Here is a 20,975-nt window from a genome sequence, read left to right as displayed (position 1 = left end):
CCGGGCCGGGTCTCGGCTGCCAGACCTGCGTCCGTCCCCGGCGTGGTGCTCTCCGGGGCCGGTCGGGGCCTTCGGGGGCCCGTCACGCCGGGCGGGGTGGTCCCGCGGGTGGCGCTCATCGGGCGGTACCCCGTCCGGCGGTCGCCCGCGCCGCGTCCTGGCCCGCGGCGGCCTTCGCCGGGACCGGAACCGGACCCGAGAGCGGAGATGGTGCGGGGGACGGCAGGGAAGTGGCCACCGGGCCTCGCAGGCGCGTCAGTTCCGTGGCGAAGGACCCGCCCGGAGCCGCCGCTGCCGCCGCCGTCGCGTCGGGTGCCGTGTCGACGTCGCGCAGCCGGGGCAGATCCCGGACCCGCAGCCCCGCCTCGACGAGCCGCGCCCGCTGCACGGCACCCGTGGTGTGCGTCGACATCGGTACGCCCCGCAGGAGGGCCGGATCGGGTTCGGCCAGCCCCAGCGCCCAGAAGCCGCCGTCCTCGGCCGGCCCGAAATAGGCGTCGCAGTCGGCGAAGTCGACCGTGAGGAGCTCGGGCGTCACCTGCGGGGTGTCCATGCCGACGAGCAGCGCGGGCCCGTCGCAGCCCGCGAACGCCGCCGCCAGCCGTTCGTCCAGCGTGCCCGCGCACTGACGTACGACGTCGAAGCCGTCCGGCAGCCAGGCGCCGGGCGTTCCGTCCAGGACCAGCACCCGGCGCCGTGCGGGCGTCGCCGCTACCGCGTGCAGGGTGTCGACGAGGGCCGCCTCGGCGAGCGCCGCCGCCTCCTCGGGGGTGAACGGCGGCGTGAGCCGGGTCTTCACCCGACCGGGCAGCGGTTCCTTGGCGATGACGAGCAGGGTGACGCCCTCAGGACCCTGGGGGCTCTCGGGACACGCAGGGTCCACGCGACCTGCGGGGCTTGCGGGGCTCACTGGACGGATCCTCCTCGGGACGATGCGGGCGCCGGCGCGGACACACGGACCGGCGCCGGTGGGGGAGCGGTGGCCGAGGCGGGCACCGGAGTCCGGCCCACGGCCTCGGCGCCGAGCGCGGCCTGGGAGGGCACGCCGACGGCGGACCGGGCGGCCGCCGCGCCGGAGACGGACGCCGGCGGCTCGGCCAGCACCTGGCTCATGTCCCGGACCGCCTGCCAGGTGCCGCGCCAGGTCCCGGTGACCTTGGAGACACCGGTGCGCGGCAGGTACGGCACGTCGTGCTCGGTGACGCGCCAGCCGGCGTCGGCGGCGCGGACGACCATCTGGAGCGGATAGCCGCTGCGCCGGTCGGTGAGCCCCAGCCCGAGCAGCGCCTCACGGCGGGCGGCACGCAACGGCCCGAGGTCGTGCAGACGCAGGCCGGTCCGGCGCCGGAGCATCCGGGCCAGCGCGATGTTGCCCGCGCGGGCGTGCGGCGGCCAGGCACCGCGTTCCTGCGGCCGGCGCCTGCCGAGCACGAGGTCGGCGTCGCCCGCCAGCACCTCGGCGACGAACGGCCGGAGCAGGGCCGGGTCGAGGGAGCCGTCGCAGTCGCAGAAGCAGACGATGTCCGCCGTGGCCGCGGTCAGTCCGGCGTGGCAGGCGGCGCCGAACCCGCGGCGCTCCTCCCGTACGACGGTCGCGCCGAGTTCACGGGCCAGTTCGGCGGAGCCGTCCGTGGAGCCGTTGTCCACGACGAGCGCCCGCCAGCCGGGCGGAATGCGGGACAGGACCCAGGGCAGGGCTCCGGCCTCGTCGAGGCAGGGCAGCACCACGTCGACGTCCGGGTTCGGTACGGGAAAGGTCGTCACGGCCTCACCCTACGAACGCGAAAGGGATATAACGGACTTCGGGACCTTACGAAACTCGGACGTCGGCGGTGGGAAGCCGCGCCGCGCCCGCCCGGGTGGGACGCTGAAGGCATGCATCAACCGCACGAATCCCCAGGTACCGGCGCCGACGAGGGCCCGCGTCCCGGCGCGGCCGCCGATGCCCGGGCGGGGGCGCGTGCCGCCGCGAGGAAGGAGCCCGCTCCCGGCGTGGCGGCCACCCGCGTCCTCGTCGTGGACGACGATCCGACCGTGGCCGAGGTGGTCTCCGGGTACCTCGACCGGGCCGGCCACCTCGTGGACCGGGCCGCGGACGGTCCCACCGCGCTCGCCCGGGCCGCGGCACACCGCCCCGACCTGGTGGTCCTCGACCTGATGCTGCCGGGCATGGACGGCCTGGAGGTGTGCCGACGGCTGCGCGCGCAAGGTCCCGTGCCGGTCATCATGCTCACCGCGCGCGGCGACGAGGACGACCGGATCCTCGGCCTCGAGGTCGGCGCCGACGACTACGTCACCAAGCCGTTCAGCCCCCGGGAACTCGTCCTGCGCGTCGAGTCGGTGCTGCGCAGGGCCCGCCCCGCCCCGGCCGCGCGCCCCCTGGACGCCGCCGGGCTCACCGTCGACCCGTCGTCCCGCCGCGCCGCCAAGAACGGCGTCGAACTCGCGCTGACCCTGCGGGAGTTCGACCTCCTCGCCTTCTTCCTCCGGCACCCCGGACGGGCGTACGCGCGGGAGGACCTGATGCGGGAGGTGTGGGGGTGGGACTTCGGCGACCTGTCGACGGTCACCGTCCATGTGCGCCGGCTGCGCGGCAAGGTCGAGGACGATCCCGCGCACCCCCGCCTGATCCAGACGGTGTGGGGCGTCGGCTACCGCTTCGCCGACCCCGAGGGCCCCGCCCCCGCTCACGCCGACCACATGGACCCGACCGACCGGACCGACCGGACCGACCGGACCACCCCGTCCCACCCGGACGACTCCCCCGCCGCCCGCCAGGAAGAGGCCCGCCCGTGAACGCGATAGTGGCCATGGCTCTGTACGCCTTTCTGGGCGCCGCCGCGGCGGGCCTCGGCGGGGCGGGTGTCCTGTGGCTGATCAGGCGCCGCTCGCTGACCGCCTCGCTCACGGTCGTGGCCGCGGTGGCCGTCTGCGCGATGCTGGCGGGCACGCTGGTGGTCGCGTGGGCGATGTTCCTGTCCTCGCACGACCTGTACGTGGTCACCACGGTCGTCGCCATGGCCGCCGTGGTCTCCCTCGCCACCGCGCTGCTGCTCGGCCGGTGGGTGGTGGCCCGCAGCAGGGCGCTGACGCTGGCCGCGCGTTCCTTCGGCGACGGCGGCGACTTCGCCGCCCCGACCGGCCCCGCGACGGCGGAACTGTCGGCGCTCAGCCGGGAGTTGGCCGCCACCAGCCGCAAACTGTCGGAGTCCCGTGACCGCGAGCGCGCTCTGGAGACCTCGCGGCGTGAACTCGTCGCCTGGATCTCGCACGACCTGCGCACCCCGCTCGCCGGACTGCGCGCCATGTCCGAGGCGCTGGAGGACGGGGTCGCGGCCGACCCGGACCGCTATCTGCGCCAGATCCGCACGGAGGTCGAGCGCCTCAACGACATGGTCGGCGACCTCTTCGAACTGTCCCGCATCCACGCGGGCGCCCTCGCCCTGTCCCCCTCCCGCGTCTCCGTCTACGACCTCGTCGGTGACGCCCTCGCGGGGGCGGACCCGCTGGCCCGCGAGCACGGGGTGCGTCTGGTCGGCGACCGCATCGAGCAGGTGCCGGTCGAGGTGGACGGCAAGGAGATGAGCCGGGTGCTCGGCAACCTGCTGGTCAACGCGATCCGCCGCACACCCGCCGACGGCACCGTCGCGGTCACCGCCGAACGGTCCGCCGTGGGCGTCGTCCTGTCCGTCACCGACGGCTGCGGCGGCATCCCGGAGGAGGACCTGCCGCGGGTCTTCGACACCGGCTGGCGCGGCACCCACGCCCGCACACCACCCGCCGGGGCGGGCCTCGGCCTCGCCATCGTCCGCGGCATCGTCGAGGCGCACAGTGGCCGGGCGGCCGTCCGCAACGTCCCCGGCGGCTGCCGCTTCGAGGTGACCCTGCCCATGCCGGCGGGCGTCTGAGGACACCGGCCATCGGGCTCACCGGGCCGGGACCTCACGGCGTCCCGGCCCCCCCGCTGCTCCGTACCCCCTACTCCCCTGCTCCGCCTACTCCCCCTGCAACCTCGCTCCCGCGAACTCCCGCATTCCCTCGGTGAATCCGATCTCCGCCTTCCAGCCGAGTTCGGCACGCAGGCGGGCCGAGTCGGCGGTGATGTGGCGGACGTCGCCGAGGCGGTACTCGCCGGTCACGAGCGGGTCGGGGCCCCCGTACGCGGCGGCCAGCGCGTGTGCCATCTCGCCGACGGTACGGGGGTCGCCGCTGCCGGTGTTGTAGACGGCCAGCGCGCCGGACGGTGAACTCGCCTCCAGCGCGGCCACGTTGGCGGCGGCCACATCGCCCACGTGGACGAAGTCCCGGCGCTGGCCACCGTCCTCGAAGACACGCGGGGCCTCACCGCGGGCGAGCGCGGAGCGGAAGAAGGAGGCGACACCGGCGTACGGGGTGTCCCGGGGCATCCCGGGGCCGTAGACGTTGTGATAGCGCAGCGACACGGCGGAACCGTCCGTCGAACGGGCCCACGCCGCCGCGAGATGTTCCTGCGCCAGTTTGGTCGTCGCGTACACGTTGCGCGGGTCGACGGGCGCGTCCTCCTCCACCAGACCCGGCGTCAACTCCTCGCCGCAGCGCGGGCACCGCGGCTCGAACCGCCCGGCGTTCAGATCGGCGACGGCCCGCGGCCCCGGGCGCACCACGCCGTGCCACTCGCACGCGTAGCGCCCCTCCCCGTACACGACCATCGACCCGGCGAGCACCAGCCGCCGTACCCCCGCGTCCGCCATCGCGGCGAGCAGCACGGCCGTGCCGAGGTCGTTGCGCGACACGTACTCGACCGCGTCGCCGAACCCCACGCCGAGGCCCACCATCGCGGCCTGGTGGCAGACCGCGTCGACGCCGGCGAGCGCGCCCGCGACCGCCTCGGCGTCCCGTACGTCCTGTCCGCCCCGCAGGTCGAACACGACGGGTTCGTGCCCACGCGCCCGCAGCGCCTCGACGACATGACTTCCGATGAACCCGGCCCCGCCGGTTACCAGTACACGCATGCCCCGAACGCTAGGACCGGCACCCCGTTCCACGGCGGCACCGCGCCCGACACGTCATGGCTCCGTAAGACCTCGCGGGGCCGCCGGCCTCACATGCGCAGCAGCCGCTGGGTGATCTCCCGGTACTCCCGCAGCGCCTGGCGGAGTTCGTCGCCCTGGGTCTCCGGGTCGCGGTCCTGCCAGCCCTCGTGGAGAGCGGCACGCCGTTCGGTGAGGGCGCTCATGACGTGGGCGGCCGCTTCGTCGAACGCGGTCTCGGCCTCTCCGAGCGCCTCGCGCGGGTTGTGCGCGAAGGTGTTGAGGGCGTGGTTGAGCCGCTGGGTGAGTTCGCCCCGCTCGTCCGGCCCGAGCAGGGGCTCCGGGCCTGCCGTGCGACGCCCGGAGGACCCGGGCTGCCGGTCCGGGGGCTGCTGGGCGCGTGTCTGGTCGTACATCATCGTGGGCCACTTCCTGTACGTCGTACCGGCCGGGCGCGCGAGCGCGATCGGTCGGTACGGTCGAGGACCCCGCCCGCGTGGGCTGCCGTCGCGACGACGATCACCTCGGTGATCACTTCGCGGGCCGCTGTGCCGGCCACGTCGGTGACCACGGCTGCCACGGTCGTCGGAGAGGCGTGGGCCGGCTGTGCACCGGGCTGTCAGTCAACGCCGGGTGCCTGCCCGTGTCAACGCGGTCTCCGCCCTCGGACGGGAGTTCGGCAACGGGCGGCGCCGGATCAGTCCGAGGGCGCGGCCGCGCGCCGGTACTCGGCGTTGATGCGCTGGGCCTCCTCCAGCTGATCCTCGAGGATGACGATGCGGCACGCGGCCTCGATCGGCGTCCCCTTGTCGACGAGTTCGCGCGCACGGGCGGCGATCCGCAGCTGGTAGCGGGAGTAGCGCCGGTGGCCGCCCTCCGAGCGCAGCGGGGTGATCAGGCGAGCCTCGCCGATCGCCCGCAGGAAGCCCGCCGTGGTGCCGAGCATCTCGGCTGCCCTGCCCATCGTGTACGCGGGATAGTCGTCGTCGTCGAGACGACCGGTGAGTGGAGTGTCCGCTGTCATTTCACCTCGTTGTGGCGCGCGTCGAGGGGCCCCGATGCCGTACGGCACCAGGGCCCCGAAGGAAATTGAACACCATCTGCCGGCTCTACTGCGGAGCCGACCGTCTGTTTCCGCTCCCGGGCCCGGGCGTCGGGCGGGTGAGCGGGGATCGCGATTGCGTGACCGGGGACCACCTTCCAATCCTGGTCTTGCGGTACCCGCGCCCGAATACCTCTCGGACGGGGCGATCCTGATGGCGTCTGCTTCCTCAGTCCTTCCTCTGGAGGGATCTCGAGTCGGACCTGCCCGGAACTTCGGCGGTCCGCGATGTCTACAAGAGAAACCTTAATCATGTGACCGCGCGATGTCTACCGTGACGACGATAGATTTTGGTTCGCTCGTGTCGCAGGAATACTGGGGTGCGTGGGGGCCGGAGCGCCGGGCGGGGCTGCTGAATAGAATCGGCTCCCATGTCGAACCCTGACGAGCTCCTCGTTGACATCTCCGCCATGGTGGAGTCCGGGCACAGCACGCAGATGTCGTTGACGGTGGTCGTCGGCGGCGCCGTCATCACCGGCAGGCTGGCCCCCGAAACGGTGTGGCGGGAGCGGGTGTCGGAGGTCCTGAGGGACTCGGACCGCCTCGGCCCGTTCTCCGACATCTTCGGCACCGGCCGGGCGGCGGCCCGCTCGGAGAACGCCCCGGCACCCACCCATCTGCACTTCCACCTCGCCCGCATCCTCCAGGGCAGCGTCGGGATCCCCGAGACCGGCGGCATGTACCGCGTCGCGATCAAGGACGTGGGGGCCTGGACGGTGGGTGACTTCAGCTACTCCGACCACTGAGCCTGCCCGACAGCGACCGTGAGGGCGTACGGACGCCGCACTCCGGCCCACGGGCCGGAACGTCATGAGGGCCCCGCCGACGGGTGTCGGCGGGGCCCTCATGGCTGTGGCCTGCTCCGGTGGTCCGGACCCTGCGGGTCCGTCCCGGTGGCGTGGGGCGTCCTCAGGGCTCGAGCGGCGCGGGGCTCCCGAGCATCGCGGACGCGTTCTGCAGCGGGCTGAGCGCGCGCGGCGCGGGGGCCACCTCGGGCGTGCGGCAGGTGAAGCCGAGGCGGGCCATGGCGCGGGTGACCTCCCCGCTGGTGAAGTCGCGGCGGTCCTGGCGGGTGATGACCTCACCCACCTGCTTGACCGGGTAGTGGCAGCGGCCGATGATCACGGATTCCCCCGTGATGGGTTCGGGCTTGACGCCCTTCATCGAGTCCAGCACACCGCTCTTGGTGAGATCGAACGGGAAGCGGGCGATGACACAGCGCATGGTGCCTCACAGGTGACGAGAGGAAGCGGGGGACGGAGAGGAGCGGGGAGAAAGCAACGGGGAGTGCGGCCGGGCGTGTCGCCCAGCGTACGGGCGCCGCGGGGGCGGCAGGCCCGGACGCTCAGCCGGACAGGGCGAGGACGCCCGCCGAACGGTGGCGGGCGAGGACGTCCCGGAGGCGGACGCGGTCGGTGTAGGCGGAACCGGCGCGGACGACGGCGAGCTGCGCCGCGGTGACCGAGCCCGTGCACTGGTCGTCCTCGTCGCAGACGAGCAGGTACGCGACTCCGGCGCCCGCCATGACGGACAGCGCCACCTCGACGGTCATGTCGGCCCCCACTCGCGGCCCGGAGAGGTCCTCCCGGTCGACGAGACCCACGGGGACGGCCCCGGCGGAACGCGTCCGCGCCGGCTGACCCTGCTGCCTCGGCGGAAGCTGAATGATCGTCAAAGGTGCCTCCTGCGGCGTTGTTGCGGAGAGGACGTACGGGTCGGAGCCGGAGTCGACCGTGCGCCGCACCGGGGTCCGGCCCGCGCCGCTCACCCCGGAGGGGGAACGGCGGGACCGGACGTCCGACGTGCGACGCGCGATGTGTCCGGGTCCGGACTAGCGCTCGGCCGTGGGGCGCGCGGCGGCCTCGGCGGTACGCCGCCCGCCCGCCTCGGACGTGCGGTGCGCGCCCGTACCGGTGGAGCGGCCACCGCCCTGACCGGAGCGGCCACGCCGGCCGCGGGAGGAGCCGGAGGACCCGCGCCGGGGCCGGTCCGACACCGGCGCGCGGATGACGACCGGCACACCCGAAGGCGCCTGGGCGCCCGTGATGCGGGTCAGCTCGGCCTCTCCGGAACGCACTTGACTGGTCTGCGGGGTGATCCCGGCGGCCGCCATCAGCCGGGTCATGTCGCGTCGCTGGTTCGGGGTCACCAGCGTCACGACACTGCCCGACTCACCGGCACGGGCCGTACGGCCGCCACGGTGCAGGTAGTCCTTGGGGTCGCTCGGCGGGTCGACGTTCACCACGAGGTCGAGCTGGTCGACGTGGATGCCGCGCGCCGCGACGTTGGTCGCCACCAGGACCGTCACGTGCCCGGTCTTGAACTGGGCCAGGGTCCGCGTGCGCTGCGGCTGCGACTTGCCGCCGTGCAGGGCCGCGGCCCGCACACCGCTGTTCAGCAGGTGCTCGGTCAGCCGGTCCACCGCGTGCTTGGTGTCCAGGAACATGAGCACCCGGCCGTCCCGCGCCGCGATCTCGGTGGTCGTACGGTTCTTGTCCGCGCCCTGCACGTGCAGGACGTGGTGCTCCATCGTGGTGACGGCACCCGCGGACGGGTCGACCGAGTGCACGACCGGGTCGCTCAGGTAGCGGCGGACCAGCAGGTCCACGTTGCGGTCGAGGGTGGCGGAGAAGAGCATCCGCTGCCCGTCCGGACGCACCTGGTCGAGCAGCTCCGTCACCTGCGGCATGAAGCCCATGTCGGCCATCTGGTCGGCCTCGTCGAGGACGGTGATGGAGACGTCGCCGAGTCCGCAGTCGCCGCGCTCGATGAGGTCCTTGAGACGGCCCGGCGTGGCGACGACGACCTCCGCGCCGCCGCGCAGCGCGCCGGCCTGGCGGCCGATCGACATGCCGCCGACCACGGTGGCGAGCCGCAGCCGCAGGGAGCGGGCGTACGGGGTGAGCGCGTCGGTGACCTGCTGGGCCAGCTCGCGGGTCGGCACGAGGACCAGGGCCAGCGGCTGACGCGGCTCGGCGCGCCGGCCGGCGGTCCGGGTCAGCAGCGCGAGGCCGAAGGCCAGCGTCTTGCCGGAGCCGGTGCGGCCGCGGCCGAGTACGTCACGTCCCGCGAGGGAGTTCGGCAGGGTCGCGGCCTGGATCGGGAAGGGGACGCTGACGCCCTCGTGCCCGAGCGCGGCCAGCAGCGGCGCCGGCAGGGCGAGGTCGTCGAACGCCTCCACGGCCGGCAGGGCGGGCGTCACGGTCACGGGGAGGGCGAACTCGCCCTGCAGGGACGTCTGCTGGCGTCCGTAGCCCTTCGACCTGCTGGGGCCGCCGGAACGGCCCGAGGACGCGGACCCGAAGCGGCTGCCACCGCTCCTCTTGGGGCCGGCGCCCTCGGATCGGGAACGGGCGAAACGATCGTTCGTGCGCGTGCGGTTCATGCGGAACCTTCCTTGAACGGGCGCGTATCAAGGAATTCCCGCAGCGAATGTGCAGCGCTGAGAATCGCGAGAACGAGCCGAATGAAATACGACACCGAAAGGGATCGGACCGATATCGGTCCGGGGCGGTGAAGAATTCGAGCGGGACGCGGGGCCGGAAATCCGGCACTGTCCCGAAAGCGATGAGTCCGAAACGGCGGCGGTGCCGGGCGGAACCAGGGGTCGATGCAACCGTGGAGGAAACCGGTGGCGGAGCCGAGAAGCGAAGAGGGGGAGCCGGGGCGATGCCACCGGCGGAACCAGGATTTTCGCGGGCGGTCCCGAGGGGATTCATACCCGCGTTCGGGTTCGGCCACTCTCGTACGGCGGTCCGGGTGAGGTGTGCTCGGCGGCGGGGCGGTGGGCGACGCCTGTCGCGTCGGCCGGTGCCCGTCTCGTACCCGGGAAAGCGGCGAGCTGGGGCCCGCACCCCAAGGTGCGGGCCCCAGCTGCGCTGTGCGTCTGGGTGTCAGGCGGGAACGATGTTCTCCGCCGTCGGGCCCTTCTGGCCCTGCGCGATGTCGAAGGAGACCTTCTGGCCCTCCTGCAGCTCGCGGAAGCCCTGCGCGGCGATGTTCGAGTAGTGGGCGAAGACGTCGGCGCCGCCGCCGTCCTGCTCGATGAAGCCGAAGCCCTTTTCAGCGTTGAACCACTTCACGGTGCCAGTAGCCATGTCAATTCTCCTTCGGGACGGTGCTCGGAGTCCGCAGTGCGCGGATTCCGCGTCGCCGTGATGATTACCCCGCCGGAAAAAGACCGGAGACACAAAAGAACTCCACCACAGAAACAAGGGTGGAAGCTCACAAGTTTTTGGGAACCACAACTGCAACTGTTGTCGACAGTAGCACGAAGAGATCGCCGATGTGCGGTGCATAACGCCACACCCCGAGCGGATCAAGAAATACTGAGCGCGTCCGACGCCCATTTCTCATGTGGCGGTCACAGATATTGACTCGCCCGGGTCGCAGCGTTCCTTCGTTCTTTCCCAGCCCGTCACGGGGGCGCGTGGGTGCGCGGCCGTCCGTGGGTCAGTGGTCGTCGTGGATGCTCGTCGCGATGCCGTTGCTGATCACGACCTCGGCGCTGAAGCCCTTCTTCGCGGCCGTCTCCAGCTCGTCCTCCGTGCACTTGGTGCCGGCCTGGCCGGCGTGGGCCGCGTCACCGCAGATGTCGTCGTAGCCCAGGATCTCGGTGTCCTCGGCGACGAGGAACTCCTGCTCGCTGCCCTTCAGGTCGGAGACCGTGTACTTGCCCGGAGCCAGGAAGGAGACGTTGCCGAACCAGGTGCCGTTGACGCCCTTGCCCTTGTTGATGCCCTCGACTGCGGTGTCGCGGGAATCGGAGCCCGAGTCGGAGCCGGAGCCGGAATCCGAGCCGGAGCCCGAGCCCTGCTGGGCGGCGCGCCGCTCGGTCACCAGGGTGGCGATGCCGTTCTTCATCCGGACGTCGGCGCCGACGGCTCCCTTCTTCGTCGCCGCCTCCAGCTGGTCCAGCGTGCACGGCGCGTCCACCTTGGCTCCCGCCTCGCCGCAGATGGTGCCGGTGCCGTAGACCTCGGTGTCGTCGGCGACGAAGAACTGCTGGTCCTGCCTGCCCGGCACGGACACGATGTACTTGCCCGGGGCGAGATAGGTGACCTTGCCGTTCTCGAACGAGCCGCTGACGCCCTTGGAGTTCGCGGACTTCTCGGAGTCCGAGGCCTTTTCCGCGACGGCCGACGTACCGGATCCGTTCTTGCCGGAGGAGTCGGATTCGGTGCCGTTCTGGCACGCCGTCATCAGCAGCCCGGCGGTGATCGCGGCGGTGGCGAAGACGGCCTTGCGCAGGTGGCGGTTCATCACGGGAGTTCCTTCCGGAAGGGGCGACGGGGAGCCGGCGTTTCTCCGCCGGTCTCTCGCTCTGTGCCGACTATGAGGGGTCCGAGAGCCCGCAGGTCTCCCCCGTCGTCCCTTCCGGACACCGCCGTGGCAGCGTCGTGACACGGCAACACTTCGGCTGAGGAGGGTGGTTCGACGACGCGCCGCCTTGCGGGGGTGCGCGAGGCGGCGCGTGAGGTACGGGTGCACCCGTAGTGCGGGGCCGGAGCGCGGGGCCGGCGCCGGGACCACGCGAGGAGCCACCGGCCGGGGCCGGTGGCTCGGGTGACACGGGCGGCTGCGGTGGCTCAGCGCACGGGGAAGCCGAAGGAGTAGCCCTGCTGCTTGAGCCAGGGCAGGACCCTGCGCAGCGCCTCGACGGTCTGGGAGCGGTCGCCCCCGGCGTCGTGGAAGAGGAGTGTCGGCCCGTTGGGAAGCTCCTGCTGGACGGTGGCGACGATGGCGTCCGTGCCCGGCCGCTCGAAGTCCTTGGTGTCCACGTTCCAGCCCAGCGGGCGCATGCCGTGGGAGGCGGCGAGCTTGCGGCTGTCCGGGGTGAAGGCGCCGCCGGGTGCCCGGTAGTACATCGGCCGTACGCCTCCGGACGCCTTGGTGATCATGCGCTCGGCGTCGAGTATCTGCCGGGAACGGTAGGCCGGGGACTTCTTGTCCATGGTGGTGTCGTGCGACACCGTGTGGTCGCAGAGCCGGTGCCCGGCCGCGACCACCTTCTTCACGAGGTCGGGGTGGGCCTGCGCCTGTGTCCCCACCATGCAGAACGTGGCCTTCACCCCGTACTCCCGCAGCACGTCCAGCACTTGGGGGGTCCACACGGGGTCGGGGCCGTCGTCGATGGTGATGTTGACGCCGTGCGCTCCCTTGTCGGAGGCGTGCGCGATGGTCGTCGCGACCGTCCTGACGGCGGGCTTGGCCGGTGCGGCCGCCTTCGCGGAACCGCCCACGGCGTCGGCCTGCGCGGTCCACACCGAGGCCCCGACCGCGAACAACGTCACCCCGAGTGCCGCCCCGACCACCTTGCCGTACCAGCCCCGCGTTCCGCCGTGCCGCGCCATGTCCGCCCCGCTCTCGCCCAGTGCCCCGTCGATCCCCGGTCGCGACGCGACCACTTGGCAGGACGAGAGATGTGCACGGGGGGATGCGCCCGTTACCGATCACGGACAATCCCGGGGGAGTTCGGGGACAACCGGGGAACCGCGCCGTCGCGGACCGGACCTGACCGCTCCGGGACAACAAAGAACCCCCGGGTCACGGACCTGGGGGTTTCATCGGTTCTGGTGGAGCGGGTGACGAGAATCGAACTCGCACTCTCAGCTTGGGAAGCTGATGTTCTACCACTAAACTACACCCGCGTAAGACGCCGGTTGAACCGGTGTCGAATGCTCGGTCACTCTACCTCATGCCCGGCCGCAGGCGTCGAAGCCGCGGGGCCCGCCCGTGTTCCAGGGGGTGGATGAGGCTGCGGCGGGCCGGAGTTGAGGCGTACGGTGGGGGCCTTCGAGAGGGTCCGGACGGCACCGGAGTGCCGCCTGGAGAGCCGTCCCTTTGATCCCGTAATGTGGCTTTCGCTGTCAGGGCATCAGCCTGACAACGGCTCTTGGGGAAGGGACTCTGGGACTTGATGGAGCACACCGTCGTCCGTTGTGCCGAGGGGCACGTGTTCAGCACCGCGTCGTTCCCGATGCAGCAGGCCGAGCGGCTCGGCCCCGGACGGCTGGTCCGGTGTCCGCGCTGCGCCCGGCTCCGCAGTGTGGTGCCGGTGACCATGGAGAAGCATTGACGCGGTGAGCCGGTGACGTGACGCTCCGGTGCCGGGGCGTCGCGTCACCGGTGTGCGGGTGCGTGGTGCCGCCGCGATGGTGGAGGCACCACGCCCCTTGCGTATCCTCAGGTCGTGCTTCTCTCAGACAAGGACATCCGGGCCGAGATCGACGCCGGGCGGGTCCGGATCGATCCCTACGACGAATCCATGGTGCAGCCGTCGAGCATCGACGTGCGCCTCGACCGCTATTTCCGGGTGTTCGAGAACCACCGCTATCCCCACATCGACCCCTCGGTCGAGCAGGCGGACCTCACGCGGCTCGTCGAGCCGGAGGGGGACGAGCCGTTCATCCTCCACCCCGGTGAGTTCGTCCTCGCCAGCACGTACGAGGTCATCTCGCTGCCCGACGACCTCGCCTCGCGCCTGGAGGGCAAGAGCTCGCTCGGCCGCCTCGGTCTGGTCACCCACTCCACCGCCGGGTTCATCGACCCCGGGTTCTCCGGGCACGTGACCCTGGAGCTGTCCAACCTCGCGACGCTGCCGATCAAGCTCTGGCCGGGCATGAAGATCGGCCAGCTGTGCATGTTCCGGCTCAGCTCGCCGGCCGAGTTCCCCTACGGCAGCGACCGGTACGGGTCCCGCTACCAGGGCCAGCGCGGTCCGACGGCGTCCCGGTCCTTCCTGAACTTCCACCGGACCCAGGTCTGAGGCGGTGACCATGTCCTCCGAGCGCGAGAACCTCACCTACGAGGGGTTCGGCGTCGCCGTACGCGAACTCGCCCAGACCATCGCCGACGACGGCTACGAGCCCGACATCGTGCTGTCGATCGCCCGGGGAGGCGTCTTCGTCGCGGGCGGGCTCGCCTACGCCCTCGACTGCAAGAACATCCACCTGGTGAACGTCGAGTTCTACACGGGGGTGGGGACGACGCTGGAGATGCCGGTGATGCTGGCCCCGGTCCCCAACGCGATCGACTTCTCCGAGAAGAAGGTCCTGATCACCGACGACGTCGCCGACACCGGCAAGACGCTCAAGCTCGTCCACGACTTCTGCGTCGGCGAGGTCGCCGAGGTCCGCAGCGCGGTGATCTACGAGAAGACCCAGTCCCTCGTGAAGTGCGAGTACGTCTGGAAGCGCACGGACGAGTGGATCAACTTCCCGTGGAGCTCCGAAGCTCCTGTGGTCCGCCGTGCCGGCCAGGTGCTGGACTCCTAGGCGGCGTCTGCGGCCACGACGGTTCGCGGACGTGACGTGACACGAGAGGGGCTCCCGGTGGTGTGCCGGGAGCCCCTCTCGTGTGTTCCTGGTGCCGTCGGCGTCAGAACGTGCCCAGCTTGACGATCGACAGGATCGCGATGAGCTGGATGGATGACGCGGCGAGCGCCTTCGGCCAGGGGAGGTCGTGGGACTTGCCGACCATCAGGGTCAGCAGCGCGCCCGCGGCGACCCACGTCGCCCAGCCGAGCAGCTGCACGAACGACGCGTCGCCGCCGAGGAACATGGCGACCAGCAGACGCGGGGTGTCCGTGATGGACATGATCAGCATGGAGAGGCCGACCGTGGGCTGCCAGGCGCCGTCGCCGCCGAGCTGGCGGGCCAGGGTGTGGGTGACCACGCCGAGGATGAACGTGCTGAGCACGATGGCGACGGCGGTCGTCAGGACGATCGGGATCGCGTTGGAGAGGGTCGCGTTGATCGCGTCCTCGCGGGCGCCGTCGAAGCCGAAGACCGCCAGCAGGCCGTAGATGAACGTCACGACCAGGGCAGGGCCCCACATCGCGTAGTCGCGCATCTGCAGGAAGGTCCTGTTGGGCGCGGTCACGACGCCCTTGAGCAGGTCCTTCCAGTGCAGCCGCGGTCCGACCGGCGGAGCCGCCGCCTGCCCGGCGCGGTACGTCCCGCCCTGGCTGTACGGGTCCTCGTCGATCGAGAAGGCCTGTGTGTGCCCGGGGCTGTTCGCCGCGTACGGGTCCGGGCCCTGCTGCGGGTGCCCGTCGCCGAAGTACTCCGGCTCGCCCTGCCCGCCGCCGCTCTGGGGCCAGCCGCCCTGCGCGTTGCCGCGGTAGGGCTGACCGCCGCCCTGCCGGCCGCCGTACGGGGGCTGTCCCCCGTACTGGGGCTGCGACGGCGCGTTCGGATAGCCGTACGGCTGCTGCCCGCCTCCCTGGGGGGCCTGCTGTCCGTACGACGGTTGTTGTTGCGGTCGCGCCTGCGAAGCACGGTTGTCCCGGCCGCCGCGTCCGATCCTGAATCCAGCCACGTCATCGAACGTACCCGCTCCCGGAGAGTCACGTGCCGGGCCCGGGGGATCGGGCCCGGCATTGGGTCCGAGCTGTGACATCCCCTACGGGGGAGGTGCGGTGGCCCCCTACGGGTCCCGGAGGGGGCCGCTGGGCAGGTCAGCCCGCCAGGACGTTGCCGAAGTAGGCGTCGCCCGAGGGGCCGCCCAGAGTGGTGCCGTTGAAGGACTTCGAGCCGGTGGCGGTGATGCCGGAGGAGCCGGCCTTGAAGTACCAGACCGCACCGTCGGCACTGTTCTCGCCGAGCGCGCCGACGACCAGCTCGGCGCGGCCGTCCCCGTTCGCGTCGGTGAGCCGGACCGCGTCACCGAAGTAGTCCTGGGCCTCGGCGGTGCCCGGGACGCCCGCGGAGTTCTGGGAGAAGGACGTGGAACCGGTGCCGGTCAGGCCGGAGGCGGAGCCGCGCAGGACGGTGACCTGGCCGGCGTGCTTGACCGACCCGATGTACTCGCTGTCCGAGCCGATCGCGATGTCGGCGTACCCGTCGCCGTTGGTGTCGCCCGACGACAGGCTCCAGCCGAAGCCGTCGTTCTTCTCGCCGGTGCCCGGGACGCTCGCCGTGTCCTGGGTGATCCGCTTCGGAGTGCGGGTGCTGAGACCGCCCGCGGCACCGTACGTCACGGTGATCGCGCCGCCGAGTCCGCCGTCCGGCTCGGACGACGACTTCTCCATGAAGTTGCCGGTGACGATGTCGCCGTAGCCGTCCTTGTCGACATCGGCGATCGTGCCCGCGTAGCCGCCCGCGAGCTTCTTGCCGAGCTTCGGGCCGGTGGCGGAACCGGTGTAGAGGACGCTGCGGGTGCGGTAGTCGCCGCCGCTGGTCTCCTCCTGGCCCATGACCAGGAGATCGGTCCTGCCGTCGCCGTTGACCTCGCCCGCGATGAGCTGGTCGGGGTAGACGGTGCTCTGGGCGATCGTGTCGACGCCGATGCGTGAAGCGGCCTTGCCGGTACGGGAGATGGGGCCCTTGAAGATGTTCAGCGCGGGCGTGCTGTTGTTCGCGGCGGCCAGGTCGGTGTGGCCGTCGCCGTCGAAGTCGCCGGCCGCGACCTGCCAGCCCAGCTCGTTGAGGTACTGCGGCAGCGGCGAGGAGATGTCGGTGCCGGACTTCACGCCGCTCGCGCCGCCCCACAGCACCGTCAGGGTGCCGGAGGAGTCGGTGGAGCCGATCCGCTCGCTGTGTACGCCCACCACGATGTCCGTGTAGCCGTCGCCGTCCATGTCACCCGTGGTCACGCGGTCGCCGAAGTAGTCGTACGACTCCGGTGTGCCCGGGATGCCGGCGGTGGCCTGGCTGATGATCTGCCGCTTGGAGGTGTCGAGGCCGCTCGCGGTGCCGTAGACCACGGCGACGTATCCGGCGCCGGACTTGCCGGAGACCTTGGCGAGGGGGGCGGCGATCGCCAGGTCGCGGTGGCCGTCGCCGTTGAAGTCACCGGAGAGCCCGGAGGGCGCCGCCGTGGCCGAGGTGGCGGGCAGGGCGGCGAGCAGGCCGGTGGTGAGGGTCGCGGCCAGGAGGAGGGTGCGTTTGCGCAAAGTGGGGCTCCGGTGGCGGGAGGGGACAGGGAAAGACACGCCGGGCCCGTGAGCGGAGCGGGCCCGGCGTGTCGGGAACGGGGCGCTCGCTGGGGAGCGCCCCGGGTGGTGGCTAGTCGGCGAACAGGGCGCCGAACTGCGGCGAGCCGGTCGTCGAGACGCCCGAGGTGCTCGGGGACAGGGTCCGGGAGCCGGTCGTGGTGATCGTCGTGCCGTTGGAGGGCAGGTAGGTGACCGAGCCGTTGCCGGCGTTCTCGTACGAGCCGACGATCAGGTCCGCCCTGCCGTCGCCGTTGACGTCGTCGAGCTTGACGTCGGCGCCGAACAGGTCGTTCTTCTCGTCGCTGCCGGGGACGCCCGCGGTGCTCTGGGCGAAGGACTGCGTGCCGGAGGAGACCTTCACGCCGCTCGACGAGCCGTAGAGGACGGTGACCATGCCGGTGTTGGTGACACCGTCGATGTCCTCGTTCGGGGCGGAGACGACGAGATCCTGGAAGCCGTCGCCGTTCACGTCGCCCAGGTCGAGGTCCCAGCCGAAGCTGTCGCCCTTCTCGGAGCTGCCGGGGACGCTGCCGGTGTTCTGGTTGATCCCGGTGGTGCCGGCGGGGCCGGAGGCCGAGCCGTAGGTGATGTTCGCCTGGCCGCCGTCGGAGGAGTCCGGGATGGTCTCGCCCTCGTCGGTGTGGTGGTCCCAGCCGGCGCCGCTGACGATGTCGCCGTAGCCGTCGCCGTTGATGTCGCCGACGCCGGTGATCTGGCCGGGCTGGAGCGCCTCGGCGGAGGCGACGCTGAGGCCGCTCGCCGTGCCGGGCACGAAGTAGTTCGTGTTCCAGCCGGTGCCGTTCTCGAAGCCGTCGACGATGAGGTCGGTGCGGTGGTCGCCGTTCACGTCGCCCGCGGTCAGGCTCAGCGGCCCGTACGGGAAGTCGTTGGAGCCGGACTGGATCGGGGGCTTGATGGTGTACCGGCCGCCGGGCGTGCCGGACGTGTTGAAGCCGCCCTTGTAGACGTAGATCGTGCTGGTCGAGCTGCCCACGGCGAGGTCGGCCCTGCCGTCGCCGTCGAAGTCGCCGGCGGCCAGGTCCTTGCCCCAGTAGTCGTGCGAGGAGGGGGAGGGGTCGGCGATGGTGACGCCCTTGCCGGTGAGGCCCGCGGCGGAGCCCCACAGGATGGCGACGGTGCCGCCGCCGGTGTCGCTGCCGACCTTCTCCCACGGGGAGGCGACGGCGAGGTCGTCGTAGCCGTCGCTGTTGAAGTCCGCGTACGCGGTCTCACCGCCGAAGCCGTCGCCGGCCTCGGCGGTGCCCGGGACGCCGGAGGTGTCCTGGCTGATGGTGGAGCGCTTGGCGGACGAGACGCCGGTGGCGGTGCCGTAGAGGGCGACGATCTGGCCGGCGGCCTTGTGGCCGCCGACGTACGCGGCGTGCGCGGAGAAGACCACGTCGCCTATGCCGTCGCCGTTGAAGTCGGCCTGGGCGACGTGCGCGGAGTCGGCGGCGGTCGCGGTCGCGGCCGAGAAGGTGATCAGTCCGCCCGTCAGCGCGGCAGCGGTGGCCGTCGCGAGGGCGATACGCACGGAGTGCGGGTGACGCTTGTGCATGCGGGATTCTCCTGCGGCATGCGGGGATGTCTGGCGGACATCCCCTGTCAATGGGGTTCCGACTGCCCGTGTTTGCCGGGAGTTGTCCATGAGGCGTCCGGCAGTTCACTGGCTGATCGGCGAACAGGAGACTGCTGGTGGGGGGTGAGGGTTGTACGTGAGTTCGGAGAATCTTCGGGGCGGTCGAGGCCGTTGGGCCATCGCCCCGGCCGACCGCTCCGCCGTGCTCGGGGCCCGTCCCGGCCGGTCGTGCGCGGAGGCCGGCACCCCGGCCCGCTGGTGCGACGCCGCGCCCGGGCGCGGCGGCGGACTCCCGCAGCGCCCGTTCCGCGTCGTGTCCGGCGTGCGCTGCGCGCGCCGCGGTGGCGTGCCGCTCGAAGAGCTCGAAGAGGCGGACGTCCAGCTCGCCCTCGGCGACGGTGGACGTCGCGTCGCGCCGCCGTGGATCAGCCCGCCAGGTCCGCCCCGAAGGCCGAGCCCTGGTTTCTCGTCAGTCCGAGCGAGGTGGGACCGAAGGACACCGAGCCCGTCGACTTCGCGCCGGGCAGGAACCAGGCGGCGCCCGCCGGGTCGTTCTCGTTCGCGGCGATCGCGGTGAGGTCCGCGCGGCCGTCGTGGGTCACGTCGGAGGCGAGGAGCGTGGCGCCGAAGACGTCGCCCCCTTCGAGCGAGCCCGGTACGCCGGGGCTCGCCTGGGTCAGCTGGGTGGCGCCGGCGGTGGTGAGGCCGGCCGCCGAGCCGCGCAGCAGGGTGATCGCGCCCGCCGAGGAGAAGTAGTGCTGTTCGTCGCCGAACGACTCGCCCGGGGCGCCCACGGCGAGGTCGCCGTAGCCGTCCTTGTCGAAGTCGCCGACGGCGAGCGCCGTGCCGAACCCGTCGCCGTACTCGGCCGTGTCCGGCACACCCGCGGTGTTCTCGCCGAGGGTCGTCCGACGCGTCGCGCTCGGACCCGACGACGTGCCGTAGACGACGTGGATCCGGCCGCCCGTGGCCCCGGAGGGGTCCACGTCCGGGTCCGCCGGGTTGCCGAGGACGATGTCGCCGAAGCCGTCCTTGTCCAGGTCGCCGATCGCCGCCGTGGCGGCGGTGCGCAGAGTGGCGCCCTTGCTGAGGCCGCTGGACGTGCCCCGGTAGGAGACGGCGGTGGCCAGCCGGTCGCTGTTCGCCTTCTGCCCGGTGACCACCAGGTCCGCCTTGGTGTCGCCGTCGACCCGGCCCGCGGTGAGGGCCGGCCTGTCGATCCCGGGGGAGTACGAGGAGACCGAACCGGTCGAGCCCGATCGGCTGAACGGGCCGCGGATCAGCCGGATTCGGTAGGTGGGCTCTCCGCTGTCGCCCCGCGCGGAGATCGCCAGGTCCGGATTTCCGTCGCCGGTGAAGTCGGCGGCGGCGATGCTCAGGCCGAAGTAGCTGCCGTACAGCGACAGCGGGTTCTTCACCGTGGTGCCGCCCGACAGACCGCTCGCGGAGCCCCAGAGGACGACGACCGTGCCGGCGTCCTCCTTGCTCCCGATCTCCTCGCGCATCGCGCCGACGATCAGGTCGCTGTAGCCGTCCCGGTTCAGGTCGGCGGCGGCGACCTGGTCGCCGAACTCGTCGTAGGCCTCCGCCTCGCCCGGGACGCCCGCGGAGTTCTGGCTGATGAGCTGGTGCCTGGCGGGGTTCAGCCCGGTCGCGGTGCCGTAGACCACGGAGACCTGCCCGGCCCACGCCTTGCCGCTCACGGTGGCGCCCGACGCGGAGATCGCCGCGTCACGGTAGCCGTCGCCGTCGAAGTCGCCGGACAGGCCGGACGGCGCCGCGGAGGCGGGGGCGGCCAGCGTCAGCGGGGCCAGGCCCGCGGCCAGGAGGGCGGTGGCCAGGACTGCTGGGGTGGGTCGGCGCATTCGGGGCTCCAGAGGTCGCCCGGCGGGGCGGGGTCGGGGGTGCGGCGCGGTGCGGCCGGCCGGCGAGGTCCTGCGGCATCCCGGGGACGCGGCGCGGGCCTCTCCGGTCGACGGGTACGGCCGGGCGGTTCCTCCCGGAGTGGGCCCCGGGCGGCCCCCGGCCGGTGATCAAGAGACCTGTACGCGCCCCCGAGGGTTGTACGCGTGGGCGAGGAGAACCTGTGGTCGCTGTGCGGCGCGGGACCCCCACCTCGCGCTGCTCTCCGACGCGGTCGCGCGCGGCCTGTTCCCCCCGGCGGCGGACGCGGCGGACGGAGGCGGTCCGGGACGGACGACGCCCCCGTGTCCTGCGGGACACGGGGGCGTCGGCTGTTCCGACCGGGCCGACCGGGCCGACCGGGCCGACCGGGCCGACCGGGCCGACCGGGCCGACCGGGCCGACCGGGCCGACCGGGCCGACCGGGCCGACCGGGCCGACCGT

Annotated in this window: 21 protein-coding genes and 1 tRNA gene; 6 read left to right on the top strand and 16 right to left on the bottom strand. The window is 72.3% G+C overall.

Going from position 1 to position 20,975, the window contains the following annotated elements:
• Window positions 1-115 precede the first annotated feature (115 nt).
• Entirely contained in the window at window positions 116-883 is a 768-nt protein-coding gene (locus AB0C62_RS01105) for a DUF2064 domain-containing protein (RefSeq protein WP_362969119.1), read from the bottom strand.
• 23 nt (window positions 884-906) lie between these two features.
• On the bottom strand, window positions 907-1,764 hold the full coding sequence (locus tag AB0C62_RS01100; protein ID WP_362968990.1) for a glycosyltransferase family 2 protein: 858 nt from the start codon (window positions 1,762-1,764) through the stop codon (window positions 907-909).
• A gap of 111 nt (window positions 1,765-1,875) precedes the next feature.
• Here AB0C62_RS01100 and AB0C62_RS01095 point away from each other — a divergent pair, with 111 nt between their 5' ends.
• Both AB0C62_RS01095 and AB0C62_RS01090 read left to right on the top strand, forming a co-directional pair.
• The gene (locus AB0C62_RS01095) at window positions 1,876-2,796 is read left to right on the top strand and encodes a response regulator transcription factor (protein ID WP_362968989.1); all 921 of its coding nucleotides are present in this window, start codon (window positions 1,876-1,878) and stop codon (window positions 2,794-2,796) included.
• Entirely contained in the window at window positions 2,793-3,908 is a 1,116-nt protein-coding gene (locus AB0C62_RS01090; RefSeq protein WP_362968988.1) for a HAMP domain-containing sensor histidine kinase, read from the top strand. The genes AB0C62_RS01095 and AB0C62_RS01090 overlap by 4 nt, the downstream gene beginning before the upstream one ends.
• 87 nt (window positions 3,909-3,995) lie before the next feature.
• Here AB0C62_RS01090 and AB0C62_RS01085 read toward each other — a convergent pair whose 3' ends face one another.
• The 3 genes from AB0C62_RS01085 to AB0C62_RS01075 all read right to left on the bottom strand — a co-directional run bounded on the left by AB0C62_RS01085 (window position 3,996) and on the right by AB0C62_RS01075 (window position 6,033).
• Entirely contained in the window at window positions 3,996-4,991 is a 996-nt protein-coding gene (locus AB0C62_RS01085; RefSeq protein WP_362968987.1) for an NAD-dependent epimerase/dehydratase family protein, read from the bottom strand.
• An 89-nt stretch (window positions 4,992-5,080) separates the two neighbouring features.
• The gene (locus AB0C62_RS01080) at window positions 5,081-5,425 is read right to left on the bottom strand and encodes a hypothetical protein (RefSeq protein WP_362969118.1); all 345 of its coding nucleotides are present in this window, start codon (window positions 5,423-5,425) and stop codon (window positions 5,081-5,083) included.
• A gap of 281 nt (window positions 5,426-5,706) precedes the next feature.
• Window positions 5,707-6,033: a MerR family transcriptional regulator gene (locus AB0C62_RS01075; RefSeq protein ID WP_362968986.1), complete on the bottom strand. Its 327-nt coding sequence runs from the start codon at window positions 6,031-6,033 to the stop codon at window positions 5,707-5,709.
• Window positions 6,034-6,482: 449 nt separating this feature from the next.
• Between AB0C62_RS01075 and AB0C62_RS01070 the strand changes: the two genes are divergently transcribed.
• A complete protein-coding gene (locus AB0C62_RS01070) occupies window positions 6,483-6,857 on the top strand; it encodes a hypothetical protein (protein ID WP_362968985.1) in 375 nt (124 codons plus the stop codon).
• A gap of 163 nt (window positions 6,858-7,020) precedes the next feature.
• On the opposite strand, the gene AB0C62_RS01065 is transcribed toward AB0C62_RS01070, so the two are convergent.
• From AB0C62_RS01065 to AB0C62_RS01035, 7 genes are all read right to left on the bottom strand, one after another.
• The gene (locus AB0C62_RS01065; protein WP_362968984.1) at window positions 7,021-7,335 is read right to left on the bottom strand and encodes an SCO5918 family protein; all 315 of its coding nucleotides are present in this window, start codon (window positions 7,333-7,335) and stop codon (window positions 7,021-7,023) included.
• 121 nt (window positions 7,336-7,456) lie between these two features.
• Window positions 7,457-7,663: a hypothetical protein gene (locus AB0C62_RS01060; protein ID WP_362969117.1), complete on the bottom strand. Its 207-nt coding sequence runs from the start codon at window positions 7,661-7,663 to the stop codon at window positions 7,457-7,459.
• Window positions 7,664-7,942: 279 nt separating this feature from the next.
• On the bottom strand, window positions 7,943-9,496 hold the full coding sequence (locus AB0C62_RS01055) for a DEAD/DEAH box helicase (protein WP_362968983.1): 1,554 nt from the start codon (window positions 9,494-9,496) through the stop codon (window positions 7,943-7,945).
• Window positions 9,497-10,004: 508 nt separating this feature from the next.
• Window positions 10,005-10,208 carry a cold-shock protein gene (locus AB0C62_RS01050; RefSeq protein ID WP_030224351.1) on the bottom strand — a complete coding sequence of 68 codons (204 nt, stop codon included), beginning with the start codon at window positions 10,206-10,208 and terminating at the stop codon, window positions 10,005-10,007.
• A 355-nt stretch (window positions 10,209-10,563) separates the two neighbouring features.
• Window positions 10,564-11,373 carry a hypothetical protein gene (locus tag AB0C62_RS01045; RefSeq protein WP_362969116.1) on the bottom strand — a complete coding sequence of 270 codons (810 nt, stop codon included), beginning with the start codon at window positions 11,371-11,373 and terminating at the stop codon, window positions 10,564-10,566.
• 326 nt (window positions 11,374-11,699) lie between these two features.
• Entirely contained in the window at window positions 11,700-12,464 is a 765-nt protein-coding gene (locus AB0C62_RS01040) for a polysaccharide deacetylase family protein (protein ID WP_362969115.1), read from the bottom strand.
• A gap of 223 nt (window positions 12,465-12,687) precedes the next feature.
• A tRNA-Gly gene (locus AB0C62_RS01035) sits at window positions 12,688-12,761 on the bottom strand.
• Between the two features lie 269 nt (window positions 12,762-13,030).
• Here AB0C62_RS01035 and AB0C62_RS01030 point away from each other — a divergent pair.
• From AB0C62_RS01030 to AB0C62_RS01020, 3 genes are all read left to right on the top strand, one after another.
• On the top strand, window positions 13,031-13,189 hold the full coding sequence (locus AB0C62_RS01030; protein ID WP_362968982.1) for a hypothetical protein: 159 nt from the start codon (window positions 13,031-13,033) through the stop codon (window positions 13,187-13,189).
• A 114-nt stretch (window positions 13,190-13,303) separates the two neighbouring features.
• Window positions 13,304-13,879 carry a dCTP deaminase gene (dcd, locus tag AB0C62_RS01025; RefSeq protein ID WP_010985889.1) on the top strand — a complete coding sequence of 192 codons (576 nt, stop codon included), beginning with the start codon at window positions 13,304-13,306 and terminating at the stop codon, window positions 13,877-13,879.
• 10 nt (window positions 13,880-13,889) lie between these two features.
• Window positions 13,890-14,387: a phosphoribosyltransferase gene (locus AB0C62_RS01020; protein ID WP_362968981.1), complete on the top strand. Its 498-nt coding sequence runs from the start codon at window positions 13,890-13,892 to the stop codon at window positions 14,385-14,387.
• Window positions 14,388-14,490: 103 nt separating this feature from the next.
• On the opposite strand, the gene AB0C62_RS01015 is transcribed toward AB0C62_RS01020, so the two are convergent.
• From AB0C62_RS01015 to AB0C62_RS01000, 4 genes are all read right to left on the bottom strand, one after another.
• Window positions 14,491-15,513 (bottom strand): YIP1 family protein, encoded by a 1,023-nt coding sequence (locus tag AB0C62_RS01015; RefSeq protein WP_362968980.1) that lies wholly within the window; start codon window positions 15,511-15,513, stop codon window positions 14,491-14,493.
• Between the two features lie 58 nt (window positions 15,514-15,571).
• Window positions 15,572-17,008, bottom strand: a complete 1,437-nt coding sequence (locus AB0C62_RS01010; RefSeq protein ID WP_362968979.1) for an FG-GAP-like repeat-containing protein — start codon at window positions 17,006-17,008, stop codon at window positions 15,572-15,574.
• Between the two features lie 112 nt (window positions 17,009-17,120).
• Window positions 17,121-18,608 (bottom strand): FG-GAP and VCBS repeat-containing protein, encoded by a 1,488-nt coding sequence (locus AB0C62_RS01005; protein ID WP_362968978.1) that lies wholly within the window; start codon window positions 18,606-18,608, stop codon window positions 17,121-17,123.
• A gap of 446 nt (window positions 18,609-19,054) precedes the next feature.
• Window positions 19,055-20,494: an FG-GAP and VCBS repeat-containing protein gene (locus tag AB0C62_RS01000; RefSeq protein ID WP_362968977.1), complete on the bottom strand. Its 1,440-nt coding sequence runs from the start codon at window positions 20,492-20,494 to the stop codon at window positions 19,055-19,057.
• Between the last annotated feature and the right edge of the window lie 481 nt (window positions 20,495-20,975).

It is taken from the genome of Streptomyces sp. NPDC048643 (genome assembly GCF_040650615.1).
Taxonomy (GTDB): domain Bacteria; phylum Actinomycetota; class Actinomycetes; order Streptomycetales; family Streptomycetaceae; genus Streptomyces.
Note: the sequence above shows the minus strand (reverse complement) of the source record. Positions and strands in the feature narration are given on the sequence as shown.